General features: G+C 66.4%; 18 protein-coding genes and 1 tRNA gene. 12 read left to right on the forward strand and 7 right to left on the reverse strand.

Annotated elements, in window-relative coordinates:
• Positions 1-11: 11 nt before the first annotated feature.
• From WKF39_RS00460 to WKF39_RS00500, 9 genes are all read left to right on the forward strand, one after another.
• Positions 12-449 carry a hypothetical protein gene (locus WKF39_RS00460; protein ID WP_340384841.1) on the forward strand — a complete coding sequence of 146 codons (438 nt, stop codon included), beginning with the start codon at positions 12-14 and terminating at the stop codon, positions 447-449.
• Between the two features lie 5 nt (positions 450-454).
• Entirely contained in the window at positions 455-817 is a 363-nt protein-coding gene (locus WKF39_RS00465; RefSeq protein ID WP_340384843.1) for a hypothetical protein, read from the forward strand.
• Positions 818-834: 17 nt separating this feature from the next.
• Positions 835-1233, forward strand: a complete 399-nt coding sequence (locus WKF39_RS00470; RefSeq protein ID WP_340384845.1) for a hypothetical protein — start codon at positions 835-837, stop codon at positions 1231-1233.
• A gap of 138 nt (positions 1234-1371) precedes the next feature.
• Positions 1372-3624, forward strand: a complete 2253-nt coding sequence (locus tag WKF39_RS00475; RefSeq protein ID WP_340384847.1) for a hypothetical protein — start codon at positions 1372-1374, stop codon at positions 3622-3624.
• Complete coding sequence (locus WKF39_RS00480) at positions 3621-5597, forward strand: hypothetical protein (RefSeq protein WP_340384849.1); 1977 nt, start codon at positions 3621-3623, stop codon at positions 5595-5597. The genes WKF39_RS00475 and WKF39_RS00480 overlap by 4 nt, the downstream gene beginning before the upstream one ends.
• Positions 5597-5917 carry a hypothetical protein gene (locus WKF39_RS00485; protein WP_340384851.1) on the forward strand — a complete coding sequence of 107 codons (321 nt, stop codon included), beginning with the start codon at positions 5597-5599 and terminating at the stop codon, positions 5915-5917. The genes WKF39_RS00480 and WKF39_RS00485 overlap by 1 nt, the downstream gene beginning before the upstream one ends.
• Positions 5918-6030: 113 nt before the next feature.
• Positions 6031-6408: a hypothetical protein gene (locus WKF39_RS00490; protein ID WP_340384853.1), complete on the forward strand. Its 378-nt coding sequence runs from the start codon at positions 6031-6033 to the stop codon at positions 6406-6408.
• Positions 6405-7616 carry a M23 family metallopeptidase gene (locus tag WKF39_RS00495; protein ID WP_340384855.1) on the forward strand — a complete coding sequence of 404 codons (1212 nt, stop codon included), beginning with the start codon at positions 6405-6407 and terminating at the stop codon, positions 7614-7616. The genes WKF39_RS00490 and WKF39_RS00495 overlap by 4 nt, the downstream gene beginning before the upstream one ends.
• A gap of 12 nt (positions 7617-7628) precedes the next feature.
• On the forward strand, positions 7629-7793 hold the full coding sequence (locus WKF39_RS00500; protein WP_340384857.1) for a hypothetical protein: 165 nt from the start codon (positions 7629-7631) through the stop codon (positions 7791-7793).
• Positions 7794-7846: 53 nt separating this feature from the next.
• On the opposite strand, the gene WKF39_RS00505 is transcribed toward WKF39_RS00500, so the two are convergent.
• The 5 genes from WKF39_RS00505 to WKF39_RS00525 all read right to left on the reverse strand — a co-directional run bounded on the left by WKF39_RS00505 (position 7847) and on the right by WKF39_RS00525 (position 10720).
• Complete coding sequence (locus WKF39_RS00505; RefSeq protein ID WP_340384859.1) at positions 7847-8092, reverse strand: hypothetical protein; 246 nt, start codon at positions 8090-8092, stop codon at positions 7847-7849.
• Positions 8093-8187: 95 nt separating this feature from the next.
• The gene (locus tag WKF39_RS00510; RefSeq protein ID WP_340384861.1) at positions 8188-8994 is read right to left on the reverse strand and encodes a tyrosine-type recombinase/integrase; all 807 of its coding nucleotides are present in this window, start codon (positions 8992-8994) and stop codon (positions 8188-8190) included.
• A gap of 97 nt (positions 8995-9091) precedes the next feature.
• On the reverse strand, positions 9092-9283 hold the full coding sequence (locus WKF39_RS00515; RefSeq protein ID WP_340384863.1) for a hypothetical protein: 192 nt from the start codon (positions 9281-9283) through the stop codon (positions 9092-9094).
• 157 nt (positions 9284-9440) lie between these two features.
• Positions 9441-9941, reverse strand: coding sequence for an SRPBCC family protein (locus tag WKF39_RS00520; RefSeq protein ID WP_340384865.1), 501 nt, complete (start codon positions 9939-9941; stop codon positions 9441-9443).
• A 38-nt stretch (positions 9942-9979) separates the two neighbouring features.
• Positions 9980-10720: a PIG-L deacetylase family protein gene (locus tag WKF39_RS00525; RefSeq protein WP_340384866.1), complete on the reverse strand. Its 741-nt coding sequence runs from the start codon at positions 10718-10720 to the stop codon at positions 9980-9982.
• 27 nt (positions 10721-10747) lie between these two features.
• On the opposite strand from WKF39_RS00525, the gene WKF39_RS00530 reads away from it, so the two are divergent.
• Positions 10748-10821, forward strand: a tRNA-Met gene (locus WKF39_RS00530).
• 10 nt (positions 10822-10831) lie between these two features.
• Entirely contained in the window at positions 10832-11260 is a 429-nt protein-coding gene (locus tag WKF39_RS00535; protein ID WP_340384868.1) for a hypothetical protein, read from the forward strand.
• A gap of 3 nt (positions 11261-11263) precedes the next feature.
• Here the strand turns inward: WKF39_RS00535 and WKF39_RS00540 are convergent, their stop codons facing one another.
• Positions 11264-11947: a GAF and ANTAR domain-containing protein gene (locus WKF39_RS00540; protein ID WP_340384870.1), complete on the reverse strand. Its 684-nt coding sequence runs from the start codon at positions 11945-11947 to the stop codon at positions 11264-11266.
• Between the two features lie 365 nt (positions 11948-12312).
• On the opposite strand from WKF39_RS00540, the gene WKF39_RS00545 reads away from it, so the two are divergent.
• On the forward strand, positions 12313-14163 hold the full coding sequence (locus tag WKF39_RS00545) for a PhoX family phosphatase (RefSeq protein WP_340384872.1): 1851 nt from the start codon (positions 12313-12315) through the stop codon (positions 14161-14163).
• Between the two features lie 9 nt (positions 14164-14172).
• Here the strand turns inward: WKF39_RS00545 and WKF39_RS00550 are convergent, their stop codons facing one another.
• Positions 14173-14478, reverse strand: a complete 306-nt coding sequence (locus tag WKF39_RS00550; RefSeq protein WP_340384874.1) for a GNAT family N-acetyltransferase — start codon at positions 14476-14478, stop codon at positions 14173-14175.
• Between the last annotated feature and the right edge of the window lie 85 nt (positions 14479-14563).

Here is a 14563-nt window from a genome sequence, read left to right on the forward strand (position 1 = left end):
GAGCATCACCCATGGGTACAACCCCCAAGGCCGTCGATTCGAACAGCGGCATCTTCCTGACCCTCAAGAACGGTGCCACGGCTGCCGTCGAAATGGACGGCAACCTCAAAGACGCCCGCATCACGGGCGAGGACAAGGACGACCTGACGTTCGGCGAGGTCAAGGCCGGGCTGACCAAAGACGCTTTCCTCACCCTCAAGGCCATCCAGTCCACCGCGACCGGCTCGCTGTGGCGGCTGCTCTGGGACAACCCCGGCGCAGAGCTCGCAGTGGTCTACGGCCCGCACGGCAACGCCGTCGCCAGCGAGGACGCGCCGCACTTCATCGGCATCGTCAAGGCCGATGGACGGCCGGAAATCGGCACCGAGGTCGACCGCCAGAAGAAGCGCGGCGAATTCGACTACGTGATGCAGTTCATCGACGGCCCCGAAATCGACACCGGGGTCTAGCAACGATGGCCGGTCAGGAACTAACGATCACCGGCCTGACGGAGAAAATGCGCGCGCTCGAACGTCTGGGAGTAGACACCCAAGACCTGCAACCAGCGTTCGAGCGCATCGCGCAGGGAGCCGTCAGGGACGCGCAAAGCGCGGTGAGAGTCAAGACCGGGGCGCTATACGCAGACATTCGCGTGGCCCACGTCAAGGGCAAGTGGGTCGTGCGCGCTGGCGACTCGCTGGACTACGCGGGCGTGCAGAACTACGACCCCGAGCGAGGCAATGAGTTCCTGACCGGCCCCGCCAACCGCAACGAGTCAGAACAAGCCCGGCAGATCGAGGCCGAGCTGAAAACGATCATCCGAAAGTACGACCTCTGAGAGAGAGCAGGCACCACATGAGCACCGACACGATCAACGCACCCGAGGCCACCGCACCCGTCAAGCACGACTTGACGCCCCACGAGCCGCAGCGCGGCGACACCGTGACGTACATCGAGGACAGCACCCCGGAGCCGGAGCCGGTCGACTACTTCGACACGTACGGCTCGCTCAAGGCCGGTGAGACGTTGCAGCTGCTCAAGGCGCTGGGCGTGGAAGAGAGCGACCTCGCACGAACCGGCACGCCGCAGCTGGTTGCAGTGGTCTGGAAGCACCAGCGCACGACGCTGGGCACGTCCAAGATCAGCGAGCTGCTGGAGCTGACCGAGAAGCAGCTGCTTGCAGCGCTCAACCTGACGCCCGAGGCGTACGTGAAGCAGGTGACCGACTACATCGAGTCGGGCTCGAAAAGCTGACGACACCGCCACGGATTTCGCCTATCAACAGGCGCGATTCTGCCGCCTGACCGGCATGGCCCCGTCTGAGTACGACCAGCTCACCACCACCCAAATTAACGCGTTCATAGACGTGTTCAGCTGAAAGGACAGACGGCCATGGGCAAGCCCATCGTTATCGCTGGCGAGTTCGACGCCACCGGCGTCGCTACTGGCGTCAATCAAGCGAACGGGCACCTTGGGCGTCTGTCCAAGACGGCGGGCACGGTCGGTCGCACGATCGCCAAAGGGCTGGCCGTGGCCGGTGTCGCGGTCGTGGGGCTGGCCGTGGCCACGGTCGGAGCGGCGTCGGAGTCTCAGCAGAGCATCGGCGCAACCAAGTCGGTGTACGGCAAGTACGCCAGCAGCGTCGTCGCAGAGTCCAAGCGGGCAGCTGATGCCGTAGGACTGTCGGCCAACGCCTACCGCGAGCAGAGCACCCAGCTGGGCGCGATGCTCAAGAACGCTGGCACGCCCATGAAGCAGCTGGGCAAGCAGACCAGCGAGCTCGTGGGGCTCGGATCGGACCTCGCGGCCACGTTCGGCGGCGAGACCAAGGACGCCGTAGCGGCCATCGGGTCGCTGATGCGCGGCGAGGCCGACCCGATCGAGCGTTACGGCGTCTCGATCAAGCAGAGCGACGTCAACGCCCGCCTCGCCGCGCAGGGGCTCAGCGGGCTGACCGGTGAAGCCCTCAAGCAGGCCGAGGCGCAGGCCCGGCTCACCCTGCTGTACGGGCAGACGTCTGCCGCTCAGGGCCAGTTCGCCCGTGAGTCTGAGACGTTCGCAGGACAGACGCAGCGACTCAGCGCAGGCACGGCCAACCTTAAGGCGACGATCGGCACGGCTCTGCTGCCGGTGCTGACCACATTCGCGGGCGTCATCAACAGCGAACTGCTGCCGCCCGTGCAGGCGTTCGCCGAGCAGCACGGCCCGGCCATGGCCAAGCAGGTCGAGGCGCTGGGGCTGGCCATCGGGCCGCTGGCAAATGGTCTCATCGACAAGGTGAGCACCGGGATTGCCGGGCTCAACTCGGGCGCATCCGGCGCTGACCTGTCGTCTCTGGCGGACTCCGCGTCACGGCTCGGGCCGGTCGTGCAGGACGCTGCCGCCGCGTTGCCTGGACTCTCCGACGTCCTGAGTGTCACGTCGAGCGTGATGGCATTTGCAGCCGACCACACTGACCTGCTGGCCAAGGCTATGCCGTTCCTTGTGGCCGGGTTCGTCGCTGTCAAGGTCGCGCAGGCCGCCGCCAACGTCGTGGCCGTGCTCAGCCTGCCGACTAAGATCGCTGAGGTAGTCGTCAACCGGCAGCTGGTCGCTTCAAACCGTGCGCTCATCGCCTCACGCGGCGGCGTGGTGGCCGCGACGACCTCGCAAACCGCAGCTGAAAACGTCGGAATCTTGACCCGTGCTCGTGCGCTGGTCGGCATGATCGTGCAGCGGACCGCCATGGTCGCCACCGCAGTCGCCACAGGTGCGTGGGCGGCTGCGCAGTGGTCACTCAACGCCGCCATGACGGCCAACCCCATCGGGCTCGTCATCGTCGGGCTGGTGGCGCTCGGGGCTGGGCTCGTGCTCGCGTACAAGAAATCCGAGACGTTCCGCACCATCGTCAATGGCGCGTTTGGACTGGTTAAGGCGGGCGCGGGCGCGCTGGCCGGGGTCGTGTCCAACAACATGGGCAAAATCAAGACTGTTGTCGGTGTCGCTGGCAGGCTCGTGCGAATTTACACGTTCCCCATGGTTACGGCGTTCCGTGTTGTGATCGCCGCAGGCCGTGCGCTCGCGTCCGCTATCTCCACGTCGGTGGGCAAGGTCACCAGCACCGTGCGATCCATCAAGGGCAAGGTCACGTCTGCGGTGGCCGGGTTCGGTGGGCTGCTCAAGGGTGCTGGTAGCAGGCTGATCGGTGGTCTCATCAGCGGCATAACGTCCCGAATCAAGGACGTGGGCGGGGCCATGAGCAAGGTCGCCGGGAAGGTCAAGGGGTTTCTGCCGGGGTCGCCGGTCAAGGAAGGTCCGCTGACGTCGTGGAACAACGGCGGTGCGGGCAAGCGGCTGATGGATCAGGGACTCATCGCGGGCGTGCGGAGCCGACTGGGCAAGGTCAAGGCCGCGATGACCGCCACGGCCGGGGCCGTCGCAGCGACCATGCTGCCCACGGCGCTCAGCCCGGCGACCGCGAGCGCACCGGTCACCACGAATGCCTACTCATCGGCGTCCAGCTCGTCCGGTCAGCCGCTTGAAATCACGGTGAAGGTCGAGGGCGGGGTGGTCGCTGATGAGGCCAAGCTCGGGCGCGAAATCGCCCGGTACCTGCGGGCGTATGTCGACCTCGGTGGCCGGATTCCCACGGGGGCGACGTCATGACCAAGCGTCTGGAGGTCGAGGAAATCGTCATCAGTGGCCATGAGTTCCGGCTCGGGACGAACCGTATCGGTGAGCGGCTGACCGAGTACGCCACGTACGAATGGGTCGACTGGCTCGACCTGTCGGCAGGCGTCGACACCACGCGCGGCGGCAGCACGTCAGAGCTGAACAATCTTGAAATCGGTCTGTTGACCGCGCAGTTCCCGAACCTTGACCCGTCGTCCATTACGCCCGGTCAGGCCGTGCGCGTGGTCAGCGAGCGGCCACCGGTCGCGGCGTTACTCGAGGCGTCTATCGAGAGCATTGGCGTCGCCCCGTTCGCTGGTGCCTGGACGACGACGGAAGACGTCGCCGCGGGCATCAGGCTCACCGCTGCTGCCAACGTGCAGCTGGCCACCACGGTCCCGGCTGATGCCGTCGCAGGTACGCCCGCCACCATCAAGATCGTTGTGGCGGCCGTCGTGGCTGGCGTGACGTTCACGGCACCGGCCCTGCCCGCAGGATGGGCCGCAAGCCACACGGGCACCGTCCCGGTGGGTGCAGGGTTCACCTACACCGCCACCGGCCCGGCTGGTGCCGTCGTGCCCGCTGGCACGTTCACGCGGGCCACGAATCCGTGCGACGTGACGATCGGCCAGTGGTCGGTCGAATACACCAAGGCCGTGGTGCCTGCCGTGCAGTGGCAGGGCAAAGCTAACGATGTCGTCAGTGTCGACCGCAAGGACGGATCGAGTCAGGTCGCAGTCACGTCCAGCGACGCCATGACGCAGATCACGAGCGCGCTCATCAGCGGCGTGGTCGGTGCCGACGACCAGACGTTTCGCCAGCGAGCCGAAGCGCTGGAATCAGCAGGCCACGGCATCGACTTCACGATCGACGACGCTGGTACGGGTGGCAGCCGCATCGAACCGACGTGGACGACCTGGGGTGCGCTGCCCGCCACCGTGGTGGTCGACCAGCTGGCCCCGGTGACCGAGCAGTTCGCAACCGGCGCGCTGGCGGGGACGCTCTACCAGACGCGCAGCACCGCTGCCGTGACGCAGAACAGCACGACCTCGGGCATTCAGGCCAACCTCACCGGGCTGACCTCTGGCAACGTCTACAAGCTGACCGCACGGCTGCGCTCAACTTTCAAGACGACCTCGGGCGACTGGGCCGACCTGTACCGGTTCGGCATTGCCGGGATCGGCTGGAGTGACCAGTTTCGAATCGGCAAGTACGCCGACGACACGGTGACGGTGACGTACACGTTCACGGCCACCGCCGCCACGCATGCCATGCGGTTGACGTTGGCCGAGCGTCTCAGTACCGCAGGCGCAGGCATCATCGAGTCGGTCGTGATCGGTGACCTATACCTGATCGACCAGTCAGCCGACCCGTACCGGCTGGGCGACAACGTGATGGAAGGTTCCCTAGCCGACCACCTCAACCTCATGTGTGACTCAGTGGGCGGAATCTGGCGACCCACCGTAAACGCCGGGATCGTGGTCAACCGGTTCATCACACCCGGCATCAAGGCCGGATTCAGCGACGAGGCAGACGCCATGCTGTCGTACACGTCGCTGGCCATGTCCTACTCGACACAAGACGTCATCAACGTGCTTCGGCTGCGCAATATCGGTGCCTACGCAGACGCCACGGCAGGCGAGACAACCCACGTCTATGAGGACTCGGGGTCGGTCGCCAAGTGGGGACGGCGCAGCAGGGAAATCAAGACAAACCTGCTGTACGCCAGCATGGTCGACACCCGTGCGGTCGAGCTGCTGAAAGAGCACTCCGAACCGTCCTATCAGCCCACGTCGCTGACCTACCGCACCGAGGACCTGCCGGTGGCCCCCGACATTCACGACGCCGTGATCGTCCGGCGACGCGGCGTCGACTACACCGCCTTGGTGGTCGGCATCGACCAGCGACTCAGCCCCAAAATCCGAGAAACCGACCTCACCACCCTGACGCTAAGGAACCTCAAATAATGCCCAAGACATTCGTAGACAACGAGATCCTGACCGCCGCAGACGTCAACACCCATCTGGTCAACCCCGACCCGCTGAAGCTGCCCAAGGCCGGGCAGGTGGCCATCCCCTCGGGCACGACAGACGTCACGGTAGTGGTCACCTTCGCGGTGCCGTTCCCGGTCGGCACCATCCCGTCCGTGGTCGCTACGCCCAGCCACCCGAACTTAGAGAAGGGCCGCGTGTTCAGCGAGTCGGCCACCGGATTCTCTGTCCGGTACGCCCGCACCTTGGCAGCCACGTATACGGCCAACTGGGTCGCTATCCCAACCACCGGATGACCGGCACACCGCCATAGACCGCCGTTGGCGGCCGGGCCCCCTCTCGCCCCGCCGGGCCCGCGCACGGCCCCGAACATGCCCTGACCGTCACGCCTGAAAGGCAGCAGCCTCCCGTGTCCCCCGTCCTCTTCCCCATCTCAGATATCACCCTGCCAATCGAGCCATTCATCTCGCTGGGCGGCGGAATCATCATCACCATGCTGACGGGCGGGTTCGGTCTGCTGTCCATCTGGCTGAACAAGCGCCTCAACCGGATCGACACCAGCGCCAGCAAGGCCGCAGAGCTCGCAGAGCCGACCGGTAACGGGTTCGCACTGGAAATCAAAGAGACGTTGGCTCGCCAAGATCGCACCTTGGGCCGCATCGAACGGGAGCTGACGACGCACGGCCGCGACATCGGCGGCATTCGGGAGGAACAGCGCACCGAACGCGTCGAGCGCATCGCGCTCGCCCACGCACTAAGCCATCACATCGAAAGGAACGACTCATGACACGACCCATCAGCAGCACCGTGCCGGTCTCATTCGCGTACGGACGTCGATATAGCAGCGGCGGCATCCACAAGGGCATCGACTACTCAGACGGCCGCGAGGGCCACGCCGTACTGTCCATGCTCCCCGGCGTCGTCATCCACGCCGGTTACGGCGGCTGGGGACCGGCCTACGGGCAGCACGTCGTCATCAGGACACCGGCCAGCGTGCTGGGCAAGGTCCGCTACACGTGCCTCGCGCACCTGCGCACTGAGAGCGTCAGGGTGGGGCAGAGCGTCAAGGCCGGCCAACCGGTCGGCACGTCGGGCGGACGGGCCGGGCAGCGCTACTCGGGCAACTCCACCGGCCCGCACCTGCACGCGCAGCTCGGGTATGAAAACCGGTACGACCGGTACATCGACCCTGCCCCGGCCATCGCCTATGCGGCAGCAGCGACCAAGCCGACCCCGGCCGCCGAACGATGGTTCGGCGCGCTCGCGTGGAACCTTGCCGTCTCCGACCCGGTGCGCGGCAAGGCCACGTGGCACGAGCGTCTGCCCGGCATCATGCGGGCCATCAAGCACTATGACCGTGACGTGTTGCTGCTGACCGAGGCATGCGAGGCCGACGACCTGCCCAAGTTCAAGCTGGCCCTGTCCGGCATCGGGTTCAAGGTAGCTGTCTACGCGCAGGGCCGCTGCATCGTGGTGCGAAATGCCATCAAGGTCGGCCGTACCAAGATCGTGGCGCTGGACGACGACGGCCCGGCCAACGATGTCAAGCGCATCGTGCTGGCGGAAATCTTCCCCGATGGCACCAGCGCGCTGGCCGAATGTGGACACTTCGAATTCCGCGACGGAGCCGCCTACGACGCCACGCGCGCCGCGCAGGCTAAGCAGACCCGTTCCGTGGTCGAGGCCACGTGCAAGGAATGGGCCATCCCCGTCGACCGTGCCCTGCTGGGCAACGACGAGAACGCACGTATCGGGACCAATGCCGCTTTCGGCACGTCCTGGCCTGACTTGGCCACCCACGCCCCCGTGTACGGAAACAAGGCGTATTCGACGCTCGTCACGTGGAGCGGCGACACGTCCAAGAGCGGATACCGGCCCGACAAGTTCCGCGTACACAAGAGCCGCCCCGTCATCGGTGGCTCGACCTCGCTCACGTTCGCCGGCGACGAGCTGAGCGACCACCTGCCCGTCATCGCCACACTGGCACGACTCTGAGAGGGACGCACCATGACGAATCTGACCGAGGACACCCGCCGCAGGCTCTATGACACGGCGCTGGCGCTGGCTGCCGTGGCCGTCGTCTACGGCCTCATCAGCGACGCCGAGGCCGTGGCGTGGATTGCGGTCCTGACGCCGTGGATCGGGCTCGCCCGAGCCAACGTCGGCAGGTAGCGGGAGGCATAACGGCCCGGCGCCTCACGCAGGGACCGGGCCGGTGTGTCTGCTCAGCGGCCGTGGCGCATCTGCGCGGCCTGCCGGGTCGTGCCGAGCCCGCGCGCGACGTCGGCCCACGAGCGCCCGTGGCGCTCGCGCTGGCCCTGCACGGCTGCCGTGATGGCGCTCTCCAGCTCGTCGCGCAGGCCGACGAGCTGCGCGAGGTCGACCTCATCGGCGTCGGCCACGCGACGACCGTAGGCGCGGATCATGCGGGCGACCATCTTGCCGTACTCGGGGTGCTCGACCTTGCTCATGGATTCGGCCTCTCGCATAGTTGTGACTGTCATATGACGACTTACTCGCAGTATGACTAATCACGCGATTGAGTGTCAAACCGCGCTTGACACCCTCACGCGGCAGCAGCGGCGAGCGCAGCGCGTAGCGCATCGTTGGCCACCAGCACGTACCGCTGTGTCATCTCAGCCCGTGCGTGCCCGAGCATCTGGCCCACGGCCAGCAGGTCCAGCGTGCCCGCGTACGCCTTGGTAGCGGCCCGGTGGCGCAGCGTGTGCGCGGTCCAGTGCTCGGGCATCGCCTCACTGAGCAGCCGAGTGACGTAGCCCGGCGACAGGTGCCCATCGATGCGGCCGGGGAACGCGTAGCCGTCGACGCGTTCTAGCTGCGCCAGTAGTTCCGCCTGGACGATCGGCACCGAGCGGACCTTGCGCCCCTTGCCGTGGATGCGCAGCAGCCCATCGTTGAAGTCATCGGAGTGCACGACAGCAATCTCAGCGGCCCGCAGACCGGCGTAGCCCGCCAGCATGGCCATGAAAGCGATGCGCTCGTCAGGGTCACGCATCGTGCGCTTGGCGATCATCTCAGGCGTTGGCCGAGGCACGCCCGGCTGCACCGTGACGGCGGGCAACATCAGCGACGGGTCGACGTCGACGTACCCCATCCCGAACGCCCACCGGTAGAAACCCCGGTAGACCGTTCGGGCCGACTTGCGCGCTGCGCCCTGCCACGACGGATTGCTCATCATCGCGGTGAGATCACCGAGCCCCACCGACCACGGGTCTCTGTGAACGTCACGCAACCCGGCCAGATAGTGCCGGTGCAGCTTGATGGTGCCGGGGGAGCGGTTCGCAGCGGTCATGGCCGTGTAGTAAGCACCGAGTGCAGCGGCCCAGACGTCGCCGGTAGGAGTGTGAGGCATGGGCCGGTCAGGCTCTCACAAAGAACAAACCAAATAAGACGAAATCCTCATGTTTGTGAGATATGTGACACATGTGACTCATGGGACACAAGGGGGCTCAACTCCGCCAGCGCCAGCGGCGCGTGGGGCGCAGTGGCATATCCATGCCCAATTCGTGCAAGTGATCGGTGGCCACTTTGGCGAGATACTGCCGCACGTCGTGCTTGATCTCAGGAAGGTCATCGCCGCCGTACTCCAAGTCCCATGCCTCGACGTCCAGATTCACCGTGAAAGACACGTGCACCTTCATGACACCACCCGCAAATGACGCGGCGGCAACGCTGTGACCAGCGCAAACACATAATCGGAGGGTTCTTGGTTCGAGTCCAAGCGGGGGAGCAGGACCCGAGTGCCCGTTATTCGCTGCGAAAGCAGCGGGTGCCGGGCACTCGCTGCGTCCGGGTCGGTCATCGACCGTCGAGGTCGGCCTTCATCCGGGCGAGCGTCTTGGCGATGTTGCGGCGCTGGAAGTCCGAGAAGCGGTGACCGCCGGTCACGGTCTTGTCGAACAGCGAGGCCGCGAAGTCGGGCCAGCCCTTCCGGTTGTCCGTCCACGTCTCGGTCACCAGCGTTCCGCCCTCGACCGGCGCGAGGTCGTACGACCACGAGGCGATCGCGGCCGTGATCAGTGGTCGCCTTCGTCCGATCGCGCGGACGATGAACGCGAAGCGTTCTCCGGGGACAGCCTCGGTGACGGTGCAGCGGGTGACCCAGCGAGCCCGGCCGCGGCGGTTGGATCCGGTGAAGACCGTCCCGACGGTGGCCGGTGTGCCGGGCGCCGGCACCTCCGCGCCAGTGTTCTCCGGGCTCCAACGGCCCATCTGTGACGGATCGGCGACCTGACCATAGATCGTCATCGGATCGGTGGCGATCGTGATGCTGTCCGCGACGCTCATGTCTCTACCCATTCGAAGAGCCTACAGACCAGCCTTGATCAGCCAGGCCGTCACTCACCCCAGGTCATCGAGAAGACCTCGAACGGCGCCGCGTGGGTGACTCCAAGGCGCGAGCCGGTCGGGCGGGACATTCCTTCGAGCATCTCGGCGGGATCGAAGTTCTCCCACCCGAGGCCGTCGATGTATGCGCGATGGGCCTGCAGCGACTCGACCCCACGGTCGAAGGTGCCGGTGGTGTCGACGCCGTGTCGGCTGTCGGGCGAGCCGGCCGCCCAGACCTGCTTCACATCGCCCCACGGCTCGAGGCCGTCGACGAGCTGCTCGGGGAACACCCAGCGGTTGCCCGCGTCACCTGCGCTGTTGAGCGCGGCGCGACCGACTGCCATGTGGTCCGGCTGGTTGGGCATCGATCCGCCCCAGGTCTCGCGGAAGTTGTTGGTGATGATGATCTCCGGCCGATGCTTGCGCACGACTGCGGTGATCGCCTGCCGGAGTGGCACGCCGTATTCGAGGACTCCGTCCGGCAGCCCCAGGAACTCGACCTCCTCGACGCCGACGATCTTGGCCGACGCGACCTGCTCAGCGACACGGATCTCGCGGCATTCATCCGGCGCGAGTCCGTCGATGCCGGCCTCGCCGCTGGTCACCATGCAATAGACGACGGCCTTGCCCTGGTCGGTCCAGCGGGCGATCGCGGCCGCGGCGCCGAACTCGACGTCATCGGGGTGGGCCACGACGACCAGGGCGCGTTGCCAGCTCTCGTCGACGGGTTCGAGGGGTGTGGGCTCCATACGGTTAGGCTAAGCCCGCATTCCCTAGGGGAGGTAGCTCAGCTGGTTAGAGCAGGGGACTCATAATCCCTGGGTCGCGGGTTCGAGCCCCGCCCTCCCTACAATCGGAGCATGCGCGACGCAGTGATCTTCGACATGGACGGCACGCTTTGCGACACCTCCGGCATCGAGCACCTCATCGAGGGTGAGGACAAGGATTTCGCGGCCTTCCACGCGTCGTCCGCGACCTGTCCGGTCAATGAGGCTGTGCTTGCCGCGGCACGGGCGCAGCACGACCAGGGCCACGCAGTCCTGATCGTCACCTCGCGCGAGTTCATCTGGCGCGACGTGACGCTCGACTGGCTGGTTCAGCACGAGGTGCCGTACGACGCGCTCTACATGCGGATCGTTGGCGACTACCGCAAGGACATACTGATCAAGAAGGACATCCTGGCCCAGATCGGCGATGACGGGTTCGCGGTCGTGGCGGCGTGGGACGACAAAGCCGACGTCGTCGAGCTCTGGCGCGAGCACGGCATCGAGGTCAGTGTCGTTGAGTGAAGCTCAGACGAGCTCGTGATGGTCCTGGCCGTCGACGATCTCGGCCGCGACGAGGCGCAGCTTGACGTTGCGGTGCTGGGACAGCCGGGTCAAAAAGGCGAACGAACGCTCTTCGTTCAGACCATAGCGCTCCGTGAGGATGCCGATGGCCTGCCCGATCGTGGTCCGCGATTTCAAAGCCTGGTCGAGATCGGCGATCTCACGTGCATAGCTGAGGGCGACAGCGGCCTGGTGGGCGAACAGATTGGCCAGCGTCTCGAAGTCCTCGAACGCCCCGGCGCGATGCGAATAGAGGTTGAGCGCACCCTGTGAGGACGGCGCGTCGAACAGTCGGAGCCCTGCCTGCGCGCGTATGCCCTTGCTGACGACGTACGGACCGTACTCAGGGAAGCGCCGGTCGGAGGCGAGATCGGGCGAGATGACATGCACGGTCTCGACCGCCGCGTCGTAGCAGGGCCCCTCCTTGAGGCGGTACTGAGCGCCGTCGAGATCGAGCACCAGAGGGTCGGTCGGCGCGGCCGTTGCGATCGTGTCGTCCGAGTGCTTGACGGTGATCGAGGCGAAGTCGACGTCCGGCAGAACCTCGACTGCGGCAGCGGTGATGGCGGCGAGGGTCGAGTCGAAGTCGCCGGGACGGAGCGCCTCGGCGAGACGGCGCATGCTGTCGGACAGTGTCTCGTCAACCATGCCTCGACCGTACCGGACCGGTGGCACGCCATGTGCCGCGATGGCCACCTCGCCCGCCGGGTGCTGTCCACCCGGTGTTCATCCAGGGTTGGGCCGGGCGTTCGTCGCCGCTCATAGCGTCGCGGACAGCAACCGGACCGCGCCAATGGAGGACCCCATGTTCACGATCGAACCCCGCCGGAACGACGATCAACCCGCCGCCCACCGGCCCGGGCGCTCCTCGCTCACCTGTCTCTATCGCTGTGGCAACGCGTGCACGCAGGCGGCGCCCAACTGCTCGGACAATGAGTACTTCGGCGACATGATGAAGTCCGCGGCGCGGTGTCCTGCGGACCGGTGCCGTCGTCGGCCTTGCCGGCGTCGTCGTGCCAGCGCTCAGCGGGCAGTCGGCCGCTGCCGCTGCGGTGACCAGTCGCCGCAAGGACAAGCCGTCGGGGCCGGCGTTCAGCCGCGGCCTGGAGTTCACCTCGGTCCCGCCGAACGTCGCTGACGATGTCATCGTCCCGGCCGGGTATGACAAGGGCGTCGTCATCGCGTGGGGCGACCCGCTGTTCCGTGGCGTGCCGAAGTTCGACGTCCAGGCGCAGACCGCCGAGGCGCAGCGCGGTCAGTTCGGCTTCAACAACGACTTCCTGGGTCTCCTGCCATATGGACGCAACACCAAGCTGCTCGTCATCAACCACGAGTACACGACCGAGACGATGATGTTTCCCGCCTACGATCCCGCCAACCCGACCCGGGAACAGGTCGAGATCGCGTGGGCCGCGCACGGCCTGAGCGTCGTGGCGGTCGGGGAGTCCGACCGGGACGGCTCGCTCCGACCGATCGTCGGGGACAGGATGAATCGGCGCCTGCACACCCAGACGGAGTTCGAGCTCACCGGGCCGGTCGCGGGACACCCCCTCGTCCGTACGTCGGCGGACCCGCGCGGCCGCAAGGTGCTGGGCACTCTCAACAACTGCGCGGGTGGGTTGACGCCGTGGGGCACCTGGCTGACCGCCGAGGAGAACTTCAACCAGTACTTCGCCAACGCGGCCACCGTGACCGATCCGGTGGTGGCTGCCCGACTCAAGCGCTACGGCGTCGCCGGCACAGCCACGGAGCGCAAGTGGGAGCGATTCGACCGCCGGTTCGACATCGCCCAGGAGCCCAATGAGCCCAACCGATTCGGCTGGGTCGTCGAGGTGGATCCCTATGACCCGCAGTCGACCCCCAAGAAGCGGACTGCGCTGGGCCGCTTCAAGCACGAGGCGGCGCAGCCACGGATCACCTCAGACGGTCACGTGGCGGTCTACATGGGCGACGACGAGCGGTTCGACTACTTCTACAAGTTCGTGTCCGACAAGAAGTTCGCTCGCGGGCAGAGCGCTGCTGCCCGCCGTCACAATGCCGGGCTCCTCGACTCCGGCACCCTGTATGTCGCGAAGTTCACCGGCGACTCCGGACCGATGGACGGGTCGGGAGCGCTGCCCGAGGATGGCCTGTTCGACGGGCGGGGAGAGTGGATCCGGCTCGTGTCCGGCACGACGTCCTACGTCGAGGGGATGACCGCAGAAGAGGTCTTGCTGTTCACGCGACAGGCCGGTGACAAAGTCGGCGCCACGAAGATGGACCGCCCCGAGGACGTCGAGCCCAGCCCCGGCAGCGGCAAGGTCTACATCGCGCTGACCAACAACAGCAATCGCGGTGCGACCGGTGCTGCCGGACCCGACGAGGCCAACCCGCGCAACAGCAACAAGCACGGCCACGTCATCGAGCTCACGGAGGCGCGCAACGACTCTGGCGCCACGAGCTTCGGCTGGAGCATCCTGCTGCTGTGCGGCGATCCGCAGGATCCGTCGACATACTTCGCCGGGTTCGACAAGTCCCAGGTCTCACCGATCTCATGCCCGGACAACCTGGCGTTCGACGACTACGGAAACCTGTGGATCTCGACCGACGGCAACGCGCTCGGGTCAAACGACGGCCTGTTCGGCCTCCCACTCGAAGGCTCGCGCCGCGGCCAGGTCAAGCAGTTCCTCACGGTGCCCAAGGGGGCCGAGACCTGTGGCCCCCACATCGACCGCGAGCGGGTCATGGTGTGCGTGCAGCACCCGGGTGAGATCACAGGAGCGACGGTCGAGACACCCAAGTCGCGGTGGCCCGACGGACCCGGATCGGTGCCGCGCCCAGCGGTGGTGGCCGTATGGCCCAAGCGCCGGCGCCGCGGGCGCTGAGGCCCGAGGCTAGAGCCCGAAGGTCTCGCGCTGGTCCAGCGGGACCAGCGCGAGGAAGTCGGGGTTGTCGCGGATGACCTTGGGGACGAACGGGCAGTACGGCAGCACCGTCCCACCGCGCGACGCGATCTCGCCGAGGGCCCCGGTCACGAGCTGGCCGCCGAGGCCGCGGCCCTCGAACTCGGGATAGATCCGGGTGTGCGGGAGGGCGTACTCCGTCCCGTCCTTGCGGTAGTCGACATAGCCGGCCAGCTCACCGTCGACCGTGATCTCGAACCGTGATGAAGTGGGATTGTCCTGCACGGAGGTCGTCATCCGATATTCCCTTCGGGTTGGATGTTGTCCGTGGGCGAGAATATGCGTCACAATGGTCTCAGGTGCTCCCAAGACGCTGGGGAAG

The sequence above is a fragment of the Aeromicrobium sp. genome, assembly GCF_037719875.1.
GTDB lineage: Bacteria > Actinomycetota > Actinomycetes > Propionibacteriales > Nocardioidaceae > Aeromicrobium.